This is a genomic window from Lachnoanaerobaculum sp. OBRC5-5, assembly GCF_000296385.1.
Taxonomy (GTDB): Bacteria; Bacillota; Clostridia; order Lachnospirales; family Lachnospiraceae; genus Lachnoanaerobaculum.
In genome coordinates this window covers 2,232,851-2,256,337 of sequence record NZ_JH815185.1, presented here as the reverse complement: position 1 = coordinate 2,256,337, position 23,487 = coordinate 2,232,851, and the positions used below count along the sequence as shown (strand labels likewise).

Annotated in this window: 22 protein-coding genes; 6 read left to right on the top strand and 16 right to left on the bottom strand. The window is 32.9% G+C overall.

All coding sequences use genetic code 11. From position 1 onward, the window contains the following. Positions 1-9: 9 nt before the first annotated feature. From HMPREF1135_RS14200 to HMPREF1135_RS10450, 8 genes are all read right to left on the bottom strand, one after another. Positions 10-348: a hypothetical protein gene (locus tag HMPREF1135_RS14200; RefSeq protein WP_242824856.1), complete on the bottom strand. Its 339-nt coding sequence runs from the start codon at positions 346-348 to the stop codon at positions 10-12. Next, positions 332-610: a hypothetical protein gene (locus tag HMPREF1135_RS14195; protein WP_007595006.1), complete on the bottom strand. Its 279-nt coding sequence runs from the start codon at positions 608-610 to the stop codon at positions 332-334. Before HMPREF1135_RS14195 ends, HMPREF1135_RS14200 begins: the two co-directional genes overlap by 17 nt. Positions 611-647: 37 nt before the next feature. Then, a complete protein-coding gene (locus tag HMPREF1135_RS14190) occupies positions 648-1,379 on the bottom strand; it encodes a hypothetical protein (RefSeq protein WP_242824855.1) in 732 nt (243 codons plus the stop codon). A 2-nt stretch (positions 1,380-1,381) separates the two neighbouring features. Then, a complete protein-coding gene (locus HMPREF1135_RS10470; protein WP_007595002.1) occupies positions 1,382-1,759 on the bottom strand; it encodes a hypothetical protein in 378 nt (125 codons plus the stop codon). A 190-nt stretch (positions 1,760-1,949) separates the two neighbouring features. Then, positions 1,950-3,233, bottom strand: coding sequence for a hypothetical protein (locus HMPREF1135_RS10465; protein ID WP_007595000.1), 1,284 nt, complete (start codon positions 3,231-3,233; stop codon positions 1,950-1,952). Positions 3,234-3,487: 254 nt separating this feature from the next. Next, positions 3,488-5,107, bottom strand: coding sequence for a chaperonin GroEL (gene groL / locus HMPREF1135_RS10460; protein ID WP_007594998.1), 1,620 nt, complete (start codon positions 5,105-5,107; stop codon positions 3,488-3,490). Between the two features lie 30 nt (positions 5,108-5,137). Then, entirely contained in the window at positions 5,138-5,422 is a 285-nt protein-coding gene (locus tag HMPREF1135_RS10455; protein WP_007594995.1) for a co-chaperone GroES, read from the bottom strand. 147 nt (positions 5,423-5,569) lie between these two features. Then, positions 5,570-6,940, bottom strand: coding sequence for a sodium-dependent transporter (locus tag HMPREF1135_RS10450; protein ID WP_007594993.1), 1,371 nt, complete (start codon positions 6,938-6,940; stop codon positions 5,570-5,572). Positions 6,941-7,293: 353 nt separating this feature from the next. Here HMPREF1135_RS10450 and HMPREF1135_RS10445 point away from each other — a divergent pair, with 353 nt between their 5' ends. From HMPREF1135_RS10445 to HMPREF1135_RS10430, 4 genes are all read left to right on the top strand, one after another. Continuing rightward, positions 7,294-8,028 (top strand): MerR family transcriptional regulator, encoded by a 735-nt coding sequence (locus HMPREF1135_RS10445; RefSeq protein ID WP_007594990.1) that lies wholly within the window; start codon positions 7,294-7,296, stop codon positions 8,026-8,028. Between the two features lie 165 nt (positions 8,029-8,193). Beyond that, entirely contained in the window at positions 8,194-9,315 is a 1,122-nt protein-coding gene (locus tag HMPREF1135_RS10440; protein ID WP_007594980.1) for a VanZ family protein, read from the top strand. An 89-nt stretch (positions 9,316-9,404) separates the two neighbouring features. Further along, positions 9,405-10,112 carry a PAQR family membrane homeostasis protein TrhA gene (gene trhA, locus HMPREF1135_RS10435; protein WP_007594973.1) on the top strand — a complete coding sequence of 236 codons (708 nt, stop codon included), beginning with the start codon at positions 9,405-9,407 and terminating at the stop codon, positions 10,110-10,112. Between the two features lie 184 nt (positions 10,113-10,296). After that, entirely contained in the window at positions 10,297-11,133 is an 837-nt protein-coding gene (locus tag HMPREF1135_RS10430; protein ID WP_007594971.1) for a hypothetical protein, read from the top strand. A gap of 59 nt (positions 11,134-11,192) precedes the next feature. Here the strand turns inward: HMPREF1135_RS10430 and HMPREF1135_RS10425 are convergent, their stop codons facing one another. From HMPREF1135_RS10425 to HMPREF1135_RS10405, 5 genes are all read right to left on the bottom strand, one after another. Further along, positions 11,193-12,425, bottom strand: coding sequence for an extracellular solute-binding protein (locus tag HMPREF1135_RS10425; RefSeq protein WP_007594969.1), 1,233 nt, complete (start codon positions 12,423-12,425; stop codon positions 11,193-11,195). 8 nt (positions 12,426-12,433) lie between these two features. Beyond that, on the bottom strand, positions 12,434-13,540 hold the full coding sequence (locus HMPREF1135_RS10420; protein WP_007594963.1) for a glycoside hydrolase family 172 protein: 1,107 nt from the start codon (positions 13,538-13,540) through the stop codon (positions 12,434-12,436). 21 nt (positions 13,541-13,561) lie between these two features. Further along, positions 13,562-14,416, bottom strand: a complete 855-nt coding sequence (locus HMPREF1135_RS10415; protein WP_007594962.1) for a carbohydrate ABC transporter permease — start codon at positions 14,414-14,416, stop codon at positions 13,562-13,564. 12 nt (positions 14,417-14,428) lie between these two features. Then, positions 14,429-15,307 (bottom strand): carbohydrate ABC transporter permease, encoded by an 879-nt coding sequence (locus HMPREF1135_RS10410; RefSeq protein ID WP_007594961.1) that lies wholly within the window; start codon positions 15,305-15,307, stop codon positions 14,429-14,431. An 85-nt stretch (positions 15,308-15,392) separates the two neighbouring features. After that, the gene (locus HMPREF1135_RS10405; protein ID WP_007594960.1) at positions 15,393-16,658 is read right to left on the bottom strand and encodes an ABC transporter substrate-binding protein; all 1,266 of its coding nucleotides are present in this window, start codon (positions 16,656-16,658) and stop codon (positions 15,393-15,395) included. A gap of 191 nt (positions 16,659-16,849) precedes the next feature. Between HMPREF1135_RS10405 and HMPREF1135_RS10400 the strand changes: the two genes are divergently transcribed. Then, positions 16,850-18,631 (top strand): sensor histidine kinase, encoded by a 1,782-nt coding sequence (locus HMPREF1135_RS10400; protein ID WP_007594959.1) that lies wholly within the window; start codon positions 16,850-16,852, stop codon positions 18,629-18,631. Next, a complete protein-coding gene (locus HMPREF1135_RS10395) occupies positions 18,628-20,229 on the top strand; it encodes a response regulator (RefSeq protein WP_007594950.1) in 1,602 nt (533 codons plus the stop codon). Before HMPREF1135_RS10400 ends, HMPREF1135_RS10395 begins: the two co-directional genes overlap by 4 nt. 91 nt (positions 20,230-20,320) lie before the next feature. Here the strand turns inward: HMPREF1135_RS10395 and tpiA are convergent, their stop codons facing one another. From tpiA to gap, 3 genes are all read right to left on the bottom strand, one after another. After that, entirely contained in the window at positions 20,321-21,070 is a 750-nt protein-coding gene (gene tpiA / locus HMPREF1135_RS10390; protein WP_007594949.1) for a triose-phosphate isomerase, read from the bottom strand. A gap of 54 nt (positions 21,071-21,124) precedes the next feature. Beyond that, a complete protein-coding gene (locus HMPREF1135_RS10385) occupies positions 21,125-22,339 on the bottom strand; it encodes a phosphoglycerate kinase (RefSeq protein WP_007594948.1) in 1,215 nt (404 codons plus the stop codon). A 76-nt stretch (positions 22,340-22,415) separates the two neighbouring features. Then, complete coding sequence (gene gap / locus HMPREF1135_RS10380; protein WP_007594946.1) at positions 22,416-23,447, bottom strand: type I glyceraldehyde-3-phosphate dehydrogenase; 1,032 nt, start codon at positions 23,445-23,447, stop codon at positions 22,416-22,418. Positions 23,448-23,487: the final 40 nt, after the last annotated feature.

Here is a 23,487-nt window from a genome sequence, read left to right as displayed (position 1 = left end):
CAAATATTTTTATTCCTCAATTTTACTAATTGCATCAATCATTTGTTTTGCTGATAACTCATCACCGGCAAATGCATATATCTCCGCAATATAATTCCCAACTTTTAAATATACAACTCTTTTATATAAGCTCTGCCCATATTTTTTTATGTGTATAATTATGTATGGTCCGGTTTCTCCCAAAAATTCAGCTTCATCTTTTTTTACTTCTGCGTATGTACCATTCATATCATATCTATCTTTGAATACAACCACTTGCCTGTTTATATAGCTGTCAAGATCCTTTAGCATATCCTCCTTTTTTATCATAACAACTAATATACCTCCATTTTCAATATCTGCACGCATATCTACAATATCTATCACCACTTTCGAGAAGTTCCAATACCTCATCAATATCCCACTTTTTTTCATAGGTACTATAAAATCTATCATTTTCTTCTTCCCTACTTTTTATCTTCATGCCAAGTGATTTTTCATCAAATCTGATTCCGAACATCTTGTTTATGTAAATACCGTTGTTTATCTCACCAATAGAAAACTTAAAATCATTATCAACAATTTCCGCACTCTCATCATTCTCATTTATACTATCTGAAGAATCAGTCACTTCATCACTATCAATCTCAACTTTATTATCTAATACTTCAAATTAATTTAAATCCGTCTTTTGGTGCCGATGAATATTCTCCCCCTGAAGAAATAATGGTTATATATTTTCCTCTTTTTATAAATGCTAAATCTATGGTTGCTGTTCCGTCATAATAAACCTTTTTAAATTCTATACCCGGAACCTCTTCTCCAAATAACTCTATTGTTTTCTTTTTTGAATCAAAGTCTTTTTTCAGTTTATTAAGTTCTTTTTCAAGGAATGTATTCAAATCATATTCGGATTTATAAACAAATATTGAAATAGCTAATTTATTATCAGGTGTAGTAGCATGCATATCTACAAAATAATCACCTTTATTTAAAACCTCTTTTACAGACTCTATATCTGCTCTGTCAGAATCATTATATCCAAACTTCTTTTTAATTTCCTCATCATTTCTAAACCTTAAATTATTAGCTTTACCGTCAACTTTTAAGTTAAGCATCTTATTTGTATATATACCGTTTTCAATTTCACCGACGGTGAACTTTACATTTGCATCTAAATCAAAAATATATTTTGGCTCTACATGCTCTTCATAATCCGGAGCTACAAACATACTCAAAACTTCCTGAATATCCTTGCTGTCTTTGCCCTCAACTTTTATCTCAATAAAATAATCATCAACTTTCATATATAAAATACTTTCAGCATATTCTATTCTTTCTCCGTTTAAGCGAATATCTATGCTCTGTACTTCTTTATCCGACAATGTTTGCGTTGACAATTTCACTTCAGCATTATCATATTCTCCTTCATATTCTTTTTTTGTTTTTGGAGCTCAGCTTCAATATGTTTTTCCATGCCTTTTTCTTCGATTTCTCTATATATCTTTATACCGACATATCTGTTTGCATCTGACTTATCTAAGGCTTCCATATCATTTATATAATTTCTCTTATCTTTACCGATCTGTGTAGAGTCCGTATCCGAGTATTCTTTCATACCTTCTATTTCTTCTCTGCCGAGCACATACATATTATGTATTTTACCGTTAAGTTTTAACTGAAACATTTCATTTATATATACATCTTTACGTACTTCTCCAATATAATCATCTGAATATTCCGTATCTGAGTATTTTAAATCCTGATGTTCTGAATCCAAATTTTCTACATTTTTTAAATTATTTCTACAACCTGAAATCAGTAATATAATTACTGCAATAAACCATATAATTACTAATTTTAAGGTTCATTTCATAGACTCCACCTCATGTGCAAAATACAAACCGGAACATATAAAAGCTTTAGGATTTGTATTAATTTTTATTTAAGATAATTTAGGTTAGTAAATATTATTTCTCAAGTTTTGTAAACATATCTATATATTTACTTGCACCTTCTTCACTGTCTGCATATGATGTTATCTCCGCAACATAATTTCCTACTTTAAGAAATACAATCTTTTGATATGCTGTATTTCCATTATCGGTCGCTCTTACAGTTACATAAGGCATAGTTTCACCTATGAACTCACCACTGCCTTTTTGTGTTTCAACCTCCATTCCCATTCTCTCCATACCTTGTTTTATTCCTACTACAGCTCTGTCCGCATAAGTATCTGTATCTTTTATATTTTCTTCCTTTTTTATCATTACACTTACAGAACCTTTTTCACTTACGGCATGCATATCCACAAATTTTTTGCCCGTATCAAGATATTCTGTTACCGCTTTAATATCAGATTCATTTTTTCCTGTATCATAGAAATTTTTATTTGCCTCTTCCTTATTCGCAAATATCATATCATTTGACTTTCCGTCAAAATATAATCCAAACATTTTGTTTGTATAAATATTATTTTCTATCTCACCTATTTGTACTTCTACATCTTCACTTGCAGTTTCTGTACTTTCAGCAGTACTTATTACTTCATTTGAATTGTCTTTTGTTTCCGCATTTTCTAATTCTTCCTGATTGTCCAATATTTCAATTGAATCAAAACCTGTCTGTGGAGCGGCTGCATAAATTCCACCGGAGATAATAACCATTACATATTCTCCTCTTCTTATAAAGGCAAGTTTCTGATATACTTTTGAATCTTTTCCGTTTATTGTGTATCTTATGCCTTTAACTTCTTTTCCAAGGACATTTACAGTCGTCTTACTCGCATCTAAACTTGGATCTAAATCCGATAATTGTTTATCTAAAAAAGTATCAAGGTCTGAATCAGACTTAAGGATCATCACTGAAACAGCCCTTTTATTTTTTGGTGTAGTCGCATACATATCTACAAAGGCATCACCCTTATCCAATACCTCTTTTACCGAATCAATATCAGATCTGTCTGAATCATTAAATCCGAATTGATTTTTGATTGAATCATCATTTTCAAAATTATACTTATTTTCTTTTCCGTTAACTTTTATATTGAACATCTTATTTGTATATATGCCGTTCTCTACTTTTCCAACAGAGAATTCTTTATAAGTATCTGAATCTACAACATAATTTGATTCAACTTTTTTTGTAGCTTCTACTTTTTGTTCAAAATCTTCACTTTTTTTACCGCAGGCATTCATAGATAACATAGATACAGCCATCAAGCCAATAACAGAAATTTTAAATATTCTTTTCATTTTTCCTCCTTATGTGCAAAATACAAACTCCAACAAAAGTTCTCTATTGCTCAAATACATTTTAATAAAATTATATTCTTCATTCAGCCAAAAATATATTATGCACAATAACGAAATTATGTCCTTTATTTTATACAATATTACTTTAACAATTTCTAAGTACAGCTTATTGCATAATTTTTAAAACTTTAAACACAAAAAGAGCACACCCTGTTTCCAAGGTATGCCCTATAAACTTTTTTATAAAGTTTTAATTACATCATTCCCATTCCGCCGCCTGCAGGCATTGCAGGTGCGTCTTCTTTTATATTGGCTACTGCCGACTCTGTTGTAAGAAGTGTAGATGCAACCGAGTTTGCATTCTGAAGTGCAGATCTTGTAACCTTTGCAGGGTCCAAGATACCTGCCTTAACCATATCAACATACTCTTCTCTGAAAGCATCAAATCCTACACCTTCACTTGACTCTCTTACCTTGTTTACAACAACGCTTCCCTCAAGTCCTGCGTTCTCTACTATTCTGAAAAGCGGTGCCTCAAGTGCCTTAAGTATAATCTTAGCACCTGTTCTCTCATCACCTTCAAGGGTAGCTACAAGCTTCTCAACTTCTTTACTTGCATGGATATAAGCTGAACCGCCTCCTGCAATGATACCTTCCTCAACAGCCGCTCTTGTAGCGTTGAGTGCATCTTCCATACGAAGCTTTGCTTCCTTCATCTCAGTCTCTGTAGCCGCACCGACTCTGATAACTGCTACACCTCCTGAAAGCTTAGCAAGTCTTTCCTGTAATTTCTCTTTATCAAACTCGGATGTAGTTTCTGACAGCTGTGCTTTAATTTGAGCGACTCTGTTGTCAATATCAGCCTTTGAACCCTGTCCGTCAACGATAACGGTATTCTCTTTTTGAACCTTAACACTCTTTGCACGACCAAGGCTTGCAAGTGTAGCATCCTTAAGTTCAAGTCCGAGTTCCTCACTGATCACTGTACCGCCTGTAAGAACAGCGATATCCTTTAACATATCTTTTCTTCTGTCACCATATCCCGGAGCTTTTACAGCTACAACATTGAATGTTCCTCTAAGCTTATTTACTATAAGAGTTGTAAGAGCCTCACCCTCTACATCCTCAGCTATAATAAGAAGCTTCTGTCCTGATTTAACAAGCTCCTCAAGTACAGGTAAGATGTCCTGAATATTTGAAATCTTCTTATCTGTAATAAGTATATACGGATCATCAAGATTTGCTTCCATCTTCTCCATATCTGTACACATATATGCAGAAACATAACCTCTGTCAAACTGCATACCCTCTACAAGGTCAAGCTCTGTCTTCATAGTCTTTGACTCTTCAATAGTGATAACACCCTCGTTTGTTACCTTCTCCATAGCATCTGCTACAAGGCTTCCAACCTCATCATCACTTGCAGATATAGCTGCAACTCTTGCAATCTGGTCTTTTCCCTTTATAGGCTCACTCATCTTTGCAATAGCCTCTACTGCCGCATCTGTAGCCTTCTTCATTCCCTTACGTAAAATTATAGGATTTGCACCTGCCGCAAGGTTTTTCATTCCTTCATTTATCATTGCCTGTGCAAGAACTGTAGCTGTTGTTGTACCGTCACCTGCCACATCATTTGTCTTTGTAGCAACTTCCTTTACAAGCTGTGCACCCATGTTCTCAAAAGCATCTTCAAGCTCTACTTCTTTTGCAATAGTTACACCGTCATTTGTGATAAGAGGTGTACCGAATGATTTATCAAGTACAACATTTCTTCCCTTAGGTCCCAATGTAACTCTAACTGTATCAGCCAGCTTATTTACACCGGCTTCCAATGCTTTTCTGGCTTCAACGCCATATTTAATATCCTTAGCCATATTTACCTCCGTCTAATCTATATAAAATTATTATTCAATTACTGCCAAAATATCATTCTGCTTTACAACGATATATTCTTCCTTGTCAAGCTCCACCTCTGTGCCTGCATACTTGGAATAAATAACCTTGTCGCCAACCTTGACCTGCATCTTTATTTCTTTTCCGTCTACAACTCCTCCCGGACCTACTGCAACAACCTCTGCCTGTGAAGGCTTCTCCTTTGCCTGTCCCGGAAGTACAATACCTGATGCTGTTGTCTCTTCAGCAACCAATTGCTTTAAAACTACTCTATCGAATAAAGGTACTAACTTCATTTTGTATTCCTCCTAAATGTTTATAAACTTAACTATGAAGTTTTATACCACTTTTTATTAGCAGTGTCAAGGTTTGAGTGCTAATATTCTTAATAAATTAAAAATCAGCCTCAACTTTAACAGTTTATGGCTGATTTCTTTTATTTCTTATTTTAAAAACTTATCATATATTCCAAATACGAATATAAATAATACTATTATCGGCAATATAAATGTAAGGTAGAATCTCATCCAGTTCTTCATCTTAAGACCTTCACCCTTATTACACTCCTTGAGATAATTATCCCATCCCCATCCGTATCTGCTTACACAAAACAGTAGATATACCAAGGAACCGAGCGGCAAAATAATATTACTTACAAGGAAATCCTCAAGATCAAGTATTGTTCCTCCAAAAGGCTTTAGCCAATCAAATGCCCATGCACCAAAACCTAATACACATGGTAATGAAAGTACTATTATTAATATCAAATTAAAAAGACTTACCTGTTTTCTTGACTTCTTTGTAAGGTCCATACCGCATGAAACTATATTTTCAAACACCGCAAGTACTGTAGAGAATGCGGCAAATGACATAAATATAAAGAAGAAACTTCCCCATAGTCTTCCAAGAGGCATCTTATTAAAGATATTCGGCAAGGTGATAAATATAAGTGCAGGGCCTGATGTCTGATCCACACCATATGTAAATGTAGCCGGGAAGATAATAAGTCCTGAAACTATAGCTACGAAAGTATCAAGTATAACTATTGTCACAGACTCTCCAAGCATACTTCTGTCATTACTTATATAACTTCCGAATATAAGCATTGCACCTATTCCAAGGCTTAATGTAAAGAATGCCTGATTCATAGCACCGGTTATAACATTACCTATACCTGTTTCTTCTATTCTGCTTATGTTCGGTACAAGATAATATTTAAGTCCTTCTGCAGCACCTTTTAAGAAGAATGAATTTATTGCAAGTATAATCATTACCACAAGCAGTGTAACCATAACTATTTTTGTAATATTCTCAAGTCCCGCTTCAAGTCCTCTTGATACTATAAACATACCTGCAACTACTACCACCACCATCCAAAAGATCATGATGGAAGGCTGTGAAAGCATTGTATTAAATACATTTAAAACTCCGTCCGAATCCAGACCTTCAAATCTGCCTGTTATAGTCAGGTAAAAATAATGAAGCATCCATCCTGTTACAGTGGTATAAAACATCATCAAAAGATAATTACCTATAAATGCCACTATTCCGTGTATATGCCATTTACTTCCGGCAGGTTCCAACTTTTGGTATGCAAGCACCGGACTCTTTCTTGCAGCTCTCCCTATTGAAAACTCCATAGTCATTATAGGCAATCCCAGCATAACCAAAAATAACAAGTACAACAGTACAAAAGCACCGCCACCACCTTTTCCTGTCATATATGGAAACTTCCATACATTACCGATACCTATCGCACATCCGGCTGAAATGAGTATAAACCCGAGCCTGGACTTTAACCTTTCTCTTTCCAAAATATCCTCCTAATAAACCTTTGATATTTTTGAGGATTGCGAGAACATTGTGTAAAGCAATCCGACATAAAGGTAAAACACTTTACCTAAATGACTTGATAAACTGTAGTCAATCAAATGCAAAACATTATAACACAATTAATTAAAAATTTCTATCTTATACCTTAAGTATATCCTTTATATTATTGTATTATTCAAAAATTAATTAATCATATTTTGACAAATCATAACCCAAGAATTATTTCTATTTTGATATTTAATCTTATATTAAATTTATAAATAATCTTTAACTTAAGGTATTGACTATTACATTGCGTCATAGTTTATACTTATCCTTGTTAGGAGGTTTTCAAATGTTTTTAATTAAAAAGGTTAGTGAAATAAGCGGTGTATCGGTGCGCACTTTACACCATTATGATGAAATAGGTTTGCTTTCACCTAAAAAAAATGAAAACGGGTACAGATATTATTCCGAGGATGATATGTCTTTTTTGCAAATGATATTGTTTTATAAATATCTGGGATTTCCTTTAAAACAGATAAAGGATTTATTAAAACAGGAAGATCCGGAAATACTCAATCATCTAAAGAAACAACTCGTTTTGATGCAGAAAGAAAAGCAAAAACTCTTAACACTTATTGATACATTGGAAAAGACTATTGAATCAAGAGAAAGGAAAATTACTATGTCAATAAAAGAAAAATTCAAAGGTTTTACATATCAGGATAATGAAAAGTATAAACAAAAAGCAATAGACCTTTATGGAAAGGAAGTTATTGAGGAAGCCGTTAAAAAGCAAAAAGGAAGAGAACAGGAAATTGCCGACGGTTTTAATAATATCTTTTTTGCCATATCGGATAATATGTCAAAGGGACTTAAGGCTACATCAAAAGAAAATACCGAACTGGCAAAAAAGCTTCATAAACATATTTGTGAATACTCTTTTGACTGTAGTGCGAATGTATTTTCAAGCATAGGCTATGGATATGTTAAAAATCCGGAATTTAAAAATAATATGGACAAATTCGGAGAAGGTATGGCACAGTATCTGTGTGATGCGATTCAACAGTATGTAAAAGAGATTTAATTGATAAATCTTTTTAATATATTTTCACCTCTAAGTATCGTTTTATTGTACTTAGAGGTGAAAATCAAGCATTTAGCTTTATTTAATTTGTCTTTATATCAATTTTGATATAAAATTTATGCATCGCCATATAATTTTAAGCTGTTATATTTTTTAGGAGCAAATATGAATCAATATATAGAAGTATCTTTACAGGCTGTTATACTGTTTCCCTTTGTGGTCGCTATATTTACATTGCCTTATATTGCTTATAACTACCACAAATACGGATCTGTTATAAGTCTGAAGGTTGTGATCGTTTATTCTTTTATTTTTTATATTCTGTGTATGTACTGCCTGGTGATACTTCCTCTTCCGTCTCCGGAAAAGGCTGCCACATTGCACAGTCATAAAATGCAGCTTGAACCTTTTTTATTTATAAAAGATATTTTACAAAGGTCCGACATTATTAAAGATCAGCCAAAAACATGGTTAAGTGTAGTACTGAACAAGGCCTTTCTTGTAAATATTTTAAATCTGTTTTTAGCGCTACCTTTTGGAATGTATTTACGTTACTATTTTAAAAGATCATTTATAGAAACTATTGTTTTATCATTTCTATTATCATTATTTTTTGAAATAACTCAACTTACAGGACTGTACTTCCTATATTCCGGCAGTTACAGACTCTTTGATGTGGATGATCTTATAGTAAATACTTCAGGCGGTGTACTCGGATTTTTTTTAATGAGACCGTTTATGAAATTTCTGCCTTCAAGAGATGAGCTGGATGAAATAAGCTATAAGAAAGGAATGGAAGTATCATTAACAAGACGATTTATATCATTCTTTTTTGATATGGCATTTATTGCTTTTTTGACTTTTATTTGTGAAATTTTAATACCTGAATTTGCCTTGCTGTTCTCATTTGAAGCAAGTATCTTATTTTATTTTTCTGTTTTTCCGATATTATTTAAAGGAAGAACTTTGGGAAAATTTATCACGAGTACAGCCATTGTATCTTTAAATGAAGAACTTCCTGCATTCTATTCTTATTTTTTAAGGTATATACTTTTTTACGGATTTTATTTTTTTATTCCTTTAAATATAAGAAGACTTCTTGAAAGTTTAATACTTACAAATACAGATCCTTATAAAGATATGGCATATGCAACTATTGAGCTATTAGCAGCTATTTTATACTTTATGATATTACTTACAGCTCTTATAAAATCTGCAAGACATCGCAGACTTTTATACGAAAAATTATCAAAGACAAAAATTCAAAGCACTGTCAAAGTATCATAATTATTTTATGCTTGAAATCTCCCAAATGTTGATGTAGTATTTAAATATATAACATCTAGTTTTGAAAACTACATCAAGGAGGGATACATATGAACTCAAAATATAAAGAAAAGACAAGATTCGGTGTACTTCCGGGAACTATATCCATAAAAATAAGGGAACCCGGTTCGGCACTTACTCACTTTTGTGGCCTTATTCTTTTATGGATAGGAGCAGGCCCGCTTATTCAAAGAACTATAGAGCATGGAAGCTTTTTAACTTCATTATCTATGCTTGTATTTATTATATCAACAACATTATTGTATGCGGCAAGTACAATCTATCATTCCGTAGTTTTAGACCTTAAAAAGACAATGATTTTTCGTAAAATAGACCATATAATGATTTCTGTTTTGATTGCCGGAACATATACACCTGTATGCCTTACCGCTCTTAAAGGAAAAGTCGGATATATATTACTGGCTACCATATGGACACTCGCTATAGGCGGAATTATACTGAAAATTTTCTTTGTACACTGTCCTAAGTGGCTGTCATCTTTAATTTATCTTATTATGGGATGGCTTTGTGTATTTGCATTAAAACCTATATTCAAAGCACTACCTCTAACCGGATTTTTATGGCTTTTGTTTGGAGGTGTCTCCTACACACTCGGAGCTGTAATCTATGCCTTTAAATTGAAAGCTTTTAATGAAAAACATATTTATTTCGGTTCACATGAGATTTTTCATGTTTTTATTATGATTGGAACATTTTGCCATTATATGTTGCTTTTTAATACATTGTCCTTTTATTAAATATTCTTTCAATAAAAGGCATATGTCTATAAATTACTGTTTTTATTTTATTTATTCACTATATTTATAAAAATAAAGCCGCAAACATTACATATGCTATTGAATATACCGGTATTATTATATATAATTAATATAGAGTTAATTTTGTATTTTAATGTATGTCTGTATTTTATAGGAGGTATATATGAAAAAGCCGCTTTTTTGTACTATGATGATATTTGCTACATTATCTTTAACTTCAACTGTTTTTGCAAGTCAAGGATATAAAAAACAAAGGTATGCATTAAAAGATACCTGGATGATTCATAATGATGCATGGTGTTATGTTGATTCCGAAGGAATTATTTCTACAGGATGGAAAGATATTTTAAATCATCGATTCTACTTTGATAATGAGGGAAGAATGGTGACTAATCAATGGGTTGGTGAATATTATATCGGTCCTAACGGGATGATGTTAACCGATACCACTACTCCTGACGGTTATAAAGTCGGAAATGACGGTAAAAGAATTTCTGAAAAAGTTGTGCTTGATGAGGCAAGGGCAGCCTCTACACTTGAAAAACATGCCTATTATAAATACTGTACTAAGGAACAGGCCGAACAGGCGGATGCTGTTGCAAGAAGTATTGCTACAAGAGTTTTATCAGACACCTCGCTTATAACAGATCTTGCAAAAATAAAGAAGGCTTCATCTATTATTTACAAAGAGTATATTATAGAAAGTTCACGTAAAAATGATGAAAATAAGTACTACAGAAGTCCTTATGGTGTTTTTATAGCAGGAATAAGTACAAGTGCAGGCGGTACCAGAGCACTTGGAAGAGTTCTTGATTTTATGGGGTATGATTGGGAACATGCCAATCCTAATACAAAAACTCATCAATGGTGTATCGTAAATATGGACAATCAGGCAGGATATGCCGATGCTATGGGATATGGTTGCGGATTTGGTATTCATCCTTATATTTCTGAAGATATGAGTTCTGTTAATAAAGATATTGCTAATGGTGTATATTAAGACTGTATTAAAAACGGCCGGCACTTAAAGTGCCGACCGTTTTTCTCTAAATACTGAAATTATTTTCTATCAGCTATTGCTTGAGCTAATTTACAAAAATCATCCAATGTAATCTCATCTAATAAATACTTTTGAAATATTCTTCCCATTTCCGAGATATCATTCATTGGATTAGGTGACAGCGGCCTGACTTTAAAGTTTGTATTCTCAACATACTTTCTTATAATATCAATATCAGGAACATCTATATCTTCCTCTAAGATAACATCAATTCTTGCAGGTATCTGCTTCATTGCGTTACTATATTCAATGCTCCCTTCTCTACTTGAAATATAACTTAAAAATTTCTTTGCAGCATTTTTATTTTTTGAAGCTTTATTAAGTACATACTGCCACGTTGCTATATTAGTTGCATTTTTTTTGAACATAGGAAGTTCTGCCACATGTATTCCATCTTCTCCATACTTTCCTGAATTCAAAAAGATATTTATAGCACCGCTATACATAAATACACATCCATACTTGCCGTCAATAAATTTTTGTTCCATTTGTTCGTATCTGTCTATCATTTGATTTTGAGGTGTATAACCATGTTTCAGCATATCATGCAAAAACTTAACAGCTTCCTTTGTATTATCATTATTCCAATTATAATAGTCTCCATCAAACATATTTATAAATTGTGATAAATCATTATATATATATGTTTCATCCCATGCACTTCCATATCCATACATGTTTGTACCATAATCATTACCGACAAATAATGAAAAATCATCCAAATTTTTAACTCCTTCGAGTTCTGAATATTTTATATATTTTTCATTTACCCAAAACATCATAATATCCATAAGGTATGGAACAGAATAAAAATGATTTTTATACATAGCCACCGATTCTACATAATCTTTAGGATATGATTCCACAATGTTTTTACTCATTATATCATCTAAGTTTTCAATATATCCTTTTACTTTAAACTCACTTACCATCTCATCATTAACTGAAATCAAATCAATATCTGAATTTCCTGATAAAAGTAATGTTGAAATTTCCGCCTGTCTATTATTTGCATCAGCCGGACAAGGAATTATATTTATTTTCATATTTAATTTTCTTGATACATCGTTAATATAATTTTTAAAATCAGGATTATCAGCTTCTATATGCATGATATTTAATTCAGCTTCATAATAGTTGCTTATTTCTATTTCTTCATTCTTCTTATAATTATTACAAGAAGATAGAATTAAACCGATACATAATAAAATACAAAAAATTTTTTTATACAAATCAGCTCCTATCTTGGACGCCTACCTTCTCTTCCTACAAGAGGTAAGAATGATGAATGAGGCTCTGTCTGATACCAATATGCTACACTTGCAACATCATCCTGTCTTTCAAAAAGACCTCCATGTCCAACACCGATTTGCTGTATAGTAACCTTTAAATCTTCATCAAAGCATATAGGATCCTGTATATGCCACCTATAGAACCCTCTCATCGGTAAGCAATCATCATTGTGATAATCATTATGAATCAATTCATCATGTGATGAATAGTACGGATATCCCAAATATGATGTACTATAATTTTGCTCAACTGTTTTTCCATTTATCTGTTTTGCAAAACTCCATGAACCTCCAAAATAATCTTCAGTTCCTGTACCGCAAATTGTAGGATATTCTATATCTCCGTCTATGTAAAATTTTACTTCTCCTTCTCCCCACCAGTACCTTTCCAATGTGGTCAATGCAATATATGTCCCGATATAATGTCCCTTTCCTTTTACATTGTCCAATATTACATAATCTTTACCTAAAGTTGTAACTCTTTCTCTTCTCCACTGAGCATGAAAATAAGCTATATCGTTAGGAAGATTATCTACAACACAATAATCAATCTGATAGAAAAATGCCGGTATCGGATTTGGATGCTGGTTTTCCAAAGTTATTCTTGCTCTTTTATTAAAAGGCATTTGAAAATAACTGTTCATTCCTCTATTTGGTACTACAACAATCGGCATTGAATTCACTACACATTCCCTTGCAAATCCACAACAAAAGAAATCTCCAAGTGGACTCTCTACAGAAGGAGTTTCCTCATCGTCCCAATATATCCTTATAATCAGATCACTTAAAACAAAACAATCTGCTTCTGTTGTTTTATTTGTAACCGTAATCCATATGTGATTTATTATACCCGGTCCCTCTATATCGGCAAGTGTTACATTTTCTCCACTCGGTATATCTTTTAAACAAGGACTTCCTTTTCTTGAAGGCCCCAGATTGCTTGATGCCATCCCGCCTTTACCTTTTTCTCCTGTAGGATTTTCTGCATTTACAGCTCTACTTTTTCTGTTTTTTAAAATTGCTAAATTTCCTAAACTTCCGTATAAATCATACATAAACTTAACTCCCTATCTAAATTAAGATTTAACACCACCTGCCATAATTCCATCCATTATCTGCTTTTCAAAAACAGCAACAAATAATATTATCGGTAAAAGTATTATCCATCCCATTGCACTGACTAAATCCCATGGTACACCATACATATTATCTCTTAAAGGAAGTTGAACTATCGCTACAGATAAAACCTGTATTCCGTTTGAATAATATAAAGGTGTAAAAAAATTGTTTAAACAATTTATAAAATTAATAATGCACACTGTGGCAATAGCAGGTTTCATCAAAGGCAATATTATATAAAATAAAATCTGTATAAAATTTGCTCCATCTATAGCAGCAGCCTCTTCCAGTGAAACAGGTATTTTACCGACGAAATTGTTTAATATCAAAACTGTAAACGGAATAACCGAACTTACATATAGTATTATCAAACCTTGATATGTATCGAACAATCCAACCTTTTTCATAAATTCATATAAAGGCCTTGCAGTAACCACCTCAGGTATAAGTAAAGTTGCAAGAATAAATGCAAACGCTACACTTATCCATTTTGAATTAAACCTTGAAAATCCATAAGCTGCCATTGTACATAATATTGTGCTTATTATTAATGTACTTCCTACTATTATTACTGTATTTCCTATTTTACTTAACAACCCTACATTTTCAATAAGAAATTTATAACTGTCAAGTGTCGGATTATTTGGCAAATAATCTATAGGCTTCTTAAATAATTCTCCTGCAGGAGTAATTGATGATATAAAAATCCAATATACAGGAAATAAGATAAGAAATGCAACCACTATAAATAATAACCATCTGCTTATAGATATACATTTTTTATATATTTTATATTTAGTATTACTACTCATATTATTCTCCTATCATTCACTGTATTTATTCATAACTCTTATATTAAACCAACTAAATAAAGCCATTAAAATAAAAAGCATGATAGCTAAAGTAGAAGCATACCCTATATTCAAGTTTGTAAAAGACTCCATTGCTATACGATAAGCTATCAATGATGTATCTTCTCCCGGACCACCGGATGTCATTGCATATACCAAATCAAATGATGTTAATCTCCATAATGTAAAAGGTATACATAATGTAATAATATTCCTTATAATTAAAGGTAATGTGATTTTAAAGAATATTTGAAAAGAATTTGCTCCGTCTACTTTAGCTGCCTCATAAATATCACCTGAAATGAACTGAAGTCCGGATAATACAAGTATTGCAAAAAATGGTAAATCTTTCCATAAATCCATTGCTATAACAGCACTACGAGCAGATCCGGTATTTATTAACCAATTAAATTGAAACTCCGGTATGAATCTTCTAATTAAATCATTTACCAATCCATAATCATTATTAAATCCCCATTTTGCCGCCATTCCTATAACTACAGCCGGCATAGCCCAAGGTATAAGTACTATTGTTCTTAAAAACCTCCTACCTCTGAATTTCAAATTAAGTATCAATGCAAGTATAGTACCTAATATAACATGAAAGAACATTGATACTACTACAAAAATAGAAGTAAATTCAATAGAGGAAATTACTTTATCATCTTTAAATACCTCTATATAATTTTTAAATCCTACAAACTCGTTTATACCTGACAGAACTTTAATATTATACATACTATTTTTAAAAGTAATAATTATAGGATAAATTGTGGTAAATCCCCTTATCAAAAGTACAGGTAAAATCAAAATTATAGGTATATACCTTATTGACTTTTTGCTTATGTTCAAAATAATTCCTCCTATAAATAAAATGAGTGCTACAGTAATATTATATTTATAAATTCCTATACTGTAGCACTCTTTGGATTATATATTATTTATATTTATCTACCAAATCCTGTGCTTTTTTGCAAAAATCATCTACTGATATTTCACCCTTCATACAAGACTGATAAATTGTTCCCATATCTGTGATAAACTCCATAGTTTGCGGAAGCATAGGGCGTCCCTGCACATTACATTCTGAAGCGTATCTGGTGTACATCTCCTTTGCAGGATCGCTGTCAGGAACTACCTTCTCGGCAACATCTCTTCTTGCAGGGTAACGATCAAAAGCTTTATATGAAGCTTCCATTCCACCCTCAGATGCCATATACTTTAAAAACTTTATTGCCGCTTCCTTATTTTTGGATGTAGAATTCAATACATAACTCCATGAATCTGTAAATATAGCTCTATTACCGTCATCAGTCATTGAAGGTACCATAGCCATATGAATCTTATCATCACCAAGCATACCTGCTTTCTGATAATCAGATCCCAATCCCCACATAAACCAACAACCATATTTTCCATCATTTGCCTTTGGATTCATCTGCTCATATTTATCAGCAATTTGATCAATTGGTGTTTCATTATTTTTTACCATATCATATAAGAATTGTATTGCTTCCTTATTTTCAGGTCTTGTCCAATCAAAATAATCGCCACCGAACATATTTACAAATTGTGCTATTTCATTAAACACATATGTTTTTTCCCAAGATCCACCATACCCATAAGTACCGTTTACTGAAGCAGCTGACATATATTTTTTAAAATCTTCCTTTGTATCTATAGAAGTTATTCCGGCATTATCCATTATTTTTTGATTTACCCAAAAGGCTAAATATCCTGAATATCCGGGCACTCCGATAACATTTCCTTCTTTATCGGTAATCATCTGCTCCAAATATCCCTTTGCAAATTCACCACGAATATCATCGGTCATAACTGTATCATTAAGTCCATCAAGCCAACCTGAATTTTTAAATGATGCACTCATTTCATCATTAATTTCCAATATATCTACACTTGAATCACCTGTAGAGAGTATGGTAGTGATTTTTTGCTGTCTGGTATCAGAATCTGTAGGGGCAGCAATTACATTAATCTTTAATCCTGTAGCATCTTGTACATTGTTTAACCATTCAGCAAAATCAGCATCTGTAGTATTGATACTATATAGTGTCAAATCATATTTGGAATTTCCACCGTTTTCCGAGTTTTTGCTTGCCTGAGTTGTTCCTGATCCACAGCCCGCTAACAGACCCGTTAAAAGTACTGTACTTAACATTACGCTTTTTATTCTTTTATTCATCTTTCCTCCTTATTGTCCTAAAATACTTCACTTACACATATAGGACGTATGCTTTTTGATAATTACATCATAGTAGAATTTATAATTTTCAAAAATACAATATATTATGATTCATTTATATTATTTTTGTTTATATTGTTTTGTTTTTTTTCACAGTCTATAATTGTTTATATGATTACAAGGAGGTTCTTATGCCTATTATAAGATATGTCAAAAATTTTATATTTTCAAAATATCATCATAGATTGATTTTTTCTTTTTTAATTTGTACCATACTGCCTCTTATTTTAATGGGTTCTGTATTGTACAGTATTACACATAAAATTGCCGGTGACAGTATATTAAATTCTATTATACTTGCAGATGATCAACTAAATATAAGAATCAATAACAGATTAAATCAAGCTGAAAAAGTATCTAATACTATTCAATATGATATGTATTCTTTGATGCAAAAAATGTCTGATAGTAGAGAAGATTTTGCAATAGTTTCGAATGTTAGAGACAATATTTCTCTACTTAAATCAACTTTTGATTTTTATCATATTGATATTTTTTTAGACGATAAAAATATTGCGGCTTCAGAGGGACTTTTTTTCCATCCTTTATCCGATCTAAGAAAAATAGGCCTTGAAGATATTATAAATTCCAATCAAAAATGGATTTATAAAAAACAGTACACTCTTCCTTATGTTATTGACAACACAAAAAATCCTCAAGATGTAATAGCTTGTTTTAATGTATTAAATAATCAAGTTTCAGGTAATACCGAATACGTTTATTTAGTACTCTTACGCACTGATGAGCTTTCAAAAATGCTGCAGGACAGTTTTGAAAGTGTCGATTTAACAGGCTATATAATAGATAAAAATGGGACTGTTATTTCACATACAAGTAAAGAACTCATAGGTACCAAGATAAATAACATTGATTTAAATATAAATCCTGATAATACTATAGTTGAGAACAGCAGCTTATATTATCATATAGTTGTTCTTGACAATGGTTGGTATCATATAACAGAAATTCCGAAAAATTACATTTTTAAGCATATATACACATTACTTAGAACGTTTATTATAATAATATTTTTATCTGTTCCTATAATACTGTTGGTTATTTTTTTTACTTCAATAAATTTAACAGGCAGAATCAGTAAACTGTCTTCCGCTATGGATAATTTTAAACTTGGTAATAAAAGTATTGACTTAGATTATATATCTGCATTAGATAACAGGGACTCTTTTGATGAGGTGGATAAACTTGGACTGACATTTTTAAATATGCAATCATCAATTAATAAAAATATGCAATCCATTTTGGAGCTTACTTTATCCGAAGAAAAGCTTAAGTACCAGCTTCTTCAATCCCAGATAAATCCTCATTTTTTATATAATATTTTGGGAACAATACAAACCTGTCAAACAATAGGAAAAATAGATATAGCCAATCATATGATCAGCAATCTTACTCGTTTTTATAGAATGTCACTTAGAAAATCTGATGAAAAGATAAAAATAAAAGACGAATTGGAAATTTCTAAATTATATCTGGAAATGGAACAACTTTGTCGTCAAGATACACTTAGCTGGACTATAAATGCTGAAGAAGGTATAGAGAACTTTTTAATATGTAAGTTTACATTACAACCTTTTTTAGAGAACTCAATTTTACATGGATACTCATCTGAAAAACCAAATATACATATCAATATAAATGTTTGCTATGGAGATGATGAAGTTATTATTACTATAGAGGATAATGGCTGTGGTATTCCAAATGATAAGTTAGAACAAATCCGATATAAATTAAGTAATCATATAGTAGACTATAACCAACATTTCGGCATTTGTAATGTTAATAAAAGAATTTCAAATACTGACTTTGGAAACGGTATTGTACTGATTGAAAGTGAAGAAAGAAAAGGTACAAAAATTATAATAAAATATGCTCAAATGGAGGATTTCTCTTGAAAAAAGTAGTTTTAGCCGATGATAATTATATTGTCTCAGAAGGTATAAAATTAAATATTGACTGGAATGAATTAAATGCAGAAATAGTTTTAATTGCAAAAAACGGACAGGAAGTACTTAATTATATAATTGAAAATCATGTTGATTTAATAATAACCGATATTGAAATGCCGAACTTAAACGGAATATCTCTAAGCCGCGAGGCTATAAAAATAAATCCTTATATTAAAATAATACTAATCAGTGCATATGATAAATTTGAATATGCAAAACAGGCTGTTAGTATTGGAGTTTGTGATTATATTGAAAAGCCTATAGATTATGATTTCTTATATAAAAAGATAAAAAGTTCTTTTGAAATAATAGATAGGGAGCAGCGTAATCTGTCTATTGTAAAGGAAAGCAGACAACTTATGATAACCAAATTTTTCCAGGAGTTACTATATTTCTCAACTGATAAAACATTAGAATATTTTGATAAATATATAAGCTATCTGGAATTGGATATAAGTTATTCGCATTTTAATATAATCAAAATGGAAATTGAAAGTTCTTCTATGCTTGAAGAAAATAACGGGATTTTAACATTTCAAACGGAAATACTAAATATATCGGATGTATTCCTAAGTAAATGTAAAATTTTTGATAATGTCTATTATATACAGGACTTAAATAATTTGATCTTTATAATAGCACAAAACAGTAAAACACCTGCACATTTTCAGTATGTAATCCATAATGTAATTTCATCTTTTATAGATAATTATAAATCTCCAATATTAAATATAAATGTTGGAATTGGTACTATTGTTGATAGTATATCAAAGCTTCATGTATCATATGAAAATGCATGTCATGCTCTAAAATATAGGTTTTTTTATCCTAACCAAAGTATATTTGATGCAGTTGAAGCTACCGGTAAAGAATTCAGTTTATTATCAACATCAGATTCAGATGATGATGAACTTATCGGACTGCTATGCAAAAAAGATAATTCATCAATTGAAGAATGGCTTAAAAACTTCTTTGATGATTTATCAACAAAATATAAAAACAAAAATATTATGTTTATACGTATATATTCTCTGCTTGGCAAAATATTGAGATTTCTATATGAAATAAATATTGATACTAAGGACTTGGAAGAAAGAATAATATCTGTATATAGCCGTTTTGATACATTTCACACATATGAGCAATTTTTATTATGGATGAGAGAACTTTGCAATTTGGTATGTGATAAACTAAATTTTTCTCTAAAATCCTACCATGAACACACATATGAATTGGTAGATAATTATATTAAAAATAATTTTGAAGATAACACTCTCAGTCTGAATGACATAGCAAAATATGCAAATATGAGTCCGTCATACTTAAGTGCATTGTATAAAAAAAATAACAACCAAAGTATAAGCGATACTATTACATCATACCGCATTGATGCAGCAAAGGAATATTTAATTAAAACAAACTTATCTCTAAAAGAAATAAGTATTAAATGCGGTTACACAAACCAATATTATTTCAGCACAAGTTTTAAAAAACAATTAGGCATATCTCCATCCGGCTACAGAGAAAAGTATTCATCATTATAAATTTATCAAAAGATTATGGAGGAGTGACTCTTTTTGAACCACTCCTCCATCTTTCATGGCTGCCATTTCCCGACAGCCCCCGTTTTTTCTATTATTTATAATTTACAATCTTTCCGAAATCCGGCTTAAGGCTTGCTCCACCTACTAATCCGCCGTCGATGTCAGCCTCTGCAAAAAGCTCTGCCGCATTAGCTGCATTAACTGAACCGCCGTACTGAATTCTGATCTTTTCGGCTACATCGCTTCCATATACTTCTTTGATGCACTCTCTGATAGCCTTGCAAACTTCCTCAGCCTGTGCTGTTGTAGCAGTCTTACCTGTTCCGATTGCCCAGATTGGCTCGTAAGCGATAACAGCATTTGCAGCGTTCTCTGCACTTACATTCTGGAATGCAATCTTTATCTGTGTTCTGATAAAGTCTATTGCAATACCCTGCTCTCTCTGTGTAAGAGTCTCACCGCAGCAGATGATCGGTGTGATACCGTGCTCAAATGCCTTAAGTACTTTCTTGTTTACAGTCTCATCTGTCTCTGCAAAGTATTCTCTTCTCTCTGAATGTCCGATGATAACATACTTAACACCTACATCTGTAAGCATATTTGGTGCGATTTCTCCTGTGTATGCACCGCTCTCCTCATAGTACATATTCTCTGCACCGATCTGAATATTGCTTCCTTTTGCAGCCTCTATTGCCGGTATTATATCAATTGCCGGTACACAGAAAACAACATCTACTTCGTCATTTGCAACTAAAGGCTTTAACTCATTGATTAATGCAGTTGTCTCTGAAGGAGTTTTATTCATCTTCCAGTTACCTGCAATAATTTTTCTTCTTGCCATAATATTCTCCGTTCTTTTCGGGGAAGCCTTGGCATTCCCCTATATTTAAAAATTTTATCTGTTGTCAGCTGCCGCTACACCAGGTAATTCCTTACCCTCTAAGAATTCAAGAGAAGCACCGCCACCTGTAGAAATATGTGTCATCTTATCTGCAAATCCGAGTCTCTTTACCGCATTTACAGAGTCTCCACCACCGATAACAGTTGTAGCATCCTTAAGATCTGCTACGGCTCTGCATATTTCAAGTGTTCCCTCTGCAAACTTCTCAAACTCGAATACACCCATAGGTCCGTTCCATACTACAGTCTTTGCGCCCTCAAGAGCCTTCTTATAGTTCTCTATTGTCTTTGGTCCGATATCAAATCCTGACCATCCTGCATCTATAGTATCAACTACCTTAGATTCTGTATCATTTGAGAATTCCTTACCCTCTACATGATCTACAGGAAGTAAAAGGTTTACGCCTCTTTCCTTAGCCTTATTTACCATCTCAAGTGCGTAGTCAAGCTTATCCTCTTCACAAAGTGAGTTTCCGATTTCCTCTCCCTTTGCCTTTAAGAATGTATATGCCATACCGCCACCGATGATAAGTGTATCTACCTTCTCAAGAAGGTTGTTTATAACATTGATCTTATCTGAAACCTTAGCTCCGCCAAGGATTGCTACGAACGGACGAACAGGATTCTCTACAGCCTCTCCGAGGAACTTGATTTCCTTCTCCATAAGGTATCCTACAACATTTTCCTTACAGAACTTTGTTACACCTACGTTTGAGCAATGTGCTCTGTGTGCTGTACCGAATGCATCGTTTACAAAGATATTGTCATCACAAAGTGCAGCAAGCTCTTTTGCATACTCTACAGCTGAATCTTCCTTACCGTACTTTGTCTCTTCAGCTCTGTAACGTGTATTCTCAAGTAATAAAACTTCTCCGTCCTTAAGTTCTGCTGCAAGCTTTCTTGTCTCTTCTCCTGTTACCTTTGGATCTGAAACGAACTTTACATTTACTCCAAGTCTCTCTGAAAGTGCCGGAGCTACAGGTGCAAGGCTCATCTCAGGTAAAGGCTCGCCCTTCGGCTTTCCAAGATGTGAGCAAAGAATAACTTTAGCTCCGCCGTCAAGGAGTTTCTTTATTGTTGGGATTGCTCCGTCTATACGATTGTAGTTCTGGATAACTCCGTCCTTTAAAGGAACATTGAAGTCACAACGAACCAATACTTTCTGACCTTTTAAATTCTTTAAATCATCTACTGTTTTCTTGTTAAGCATAGTTTCTCCTTATTAATAAAAAAGGCGGTCCGGCCCAATATGACCGGACCACCTTGGTCTCTTATACTATTTATAATTATGCTAATTCAGCAAAGTACTTGATTGTTCTAACCATCTGTGATGTGTAAGAATTCTCGTTATCATACCATGAAACAACCTGAACCTGATATAAATCATCAGCTATAGGTGTTACCATTGTCTGTGTTGCATCAAATAATGAACCATACTGCATACCGATAACATCTGATGAAACGATCTCATCCTCTGTGTATCCGAATGATGCAGATGCGGCAGCCTTCATTGCAGCATTGATATCTTCTTTTGTAAGTCCTGCCTTCTTTACAACAGCTGTAAGGATTGTTGTAGAACCTGTTGGAACAGGAACTCTCTGTGCAGATCCGATAAGCTTTCCGTTAAGCTCAGGGATAACAAGACCGATAGCCTTTGCAGCACCTGTTGAGTTAGGTACGATATTTGCAGCACCTGCTCTTGCTCTTCTAAGGTCACCCTTTCTGTGTGGTCCGTCAAGGATCATCTGATCACCTGTATAAGCATGGATTGTGCTCATGATACCGCTCTGGATAGGAGCAAGCTTGTTAAGTGTATCAGCCATTGGTGCAAGACAGTTTGTTGTACATGAAGCAGCTGAAATAACTGTATCACTTGCCTTAAGTGTCTTCTCGTTTACGCTGAATACAACTGTAGGAAGATCATTTCCTGCAGGAGCTGAAATAACAACCTTCTTAGCACCTGCTGTGATATGTGCTGATGCCTTATCCTTTGATGTATAGAATCCTGTACACTCAAGTACAACGTCTACACCGATCTGTCCCCAAGGAAGCTTTGAAGCATCTGCCTCTTTGTAGATTGTGATTTTCTTTCCGTCAACTGTAATTGAATCCTCACCTGCCTCTACTGTATGCTTTCCTTCTCCGATACGTCCTGCAAATCCGCCCTGTGCTGTATCATACTTTAAAAGATGTGCCAACATCTTAGGATCTGTAAGATCATTGATTGCTACTACTTCATATCCATCAGCCTCAAACATCTGTCTGAAAGCTAAACGACCAATACGTCCAAAACCGTTAATTGCTACTTTTACTGACATTTTAGTTCCTCCTAAAATTAGTACTTAAAATGATGTTTAT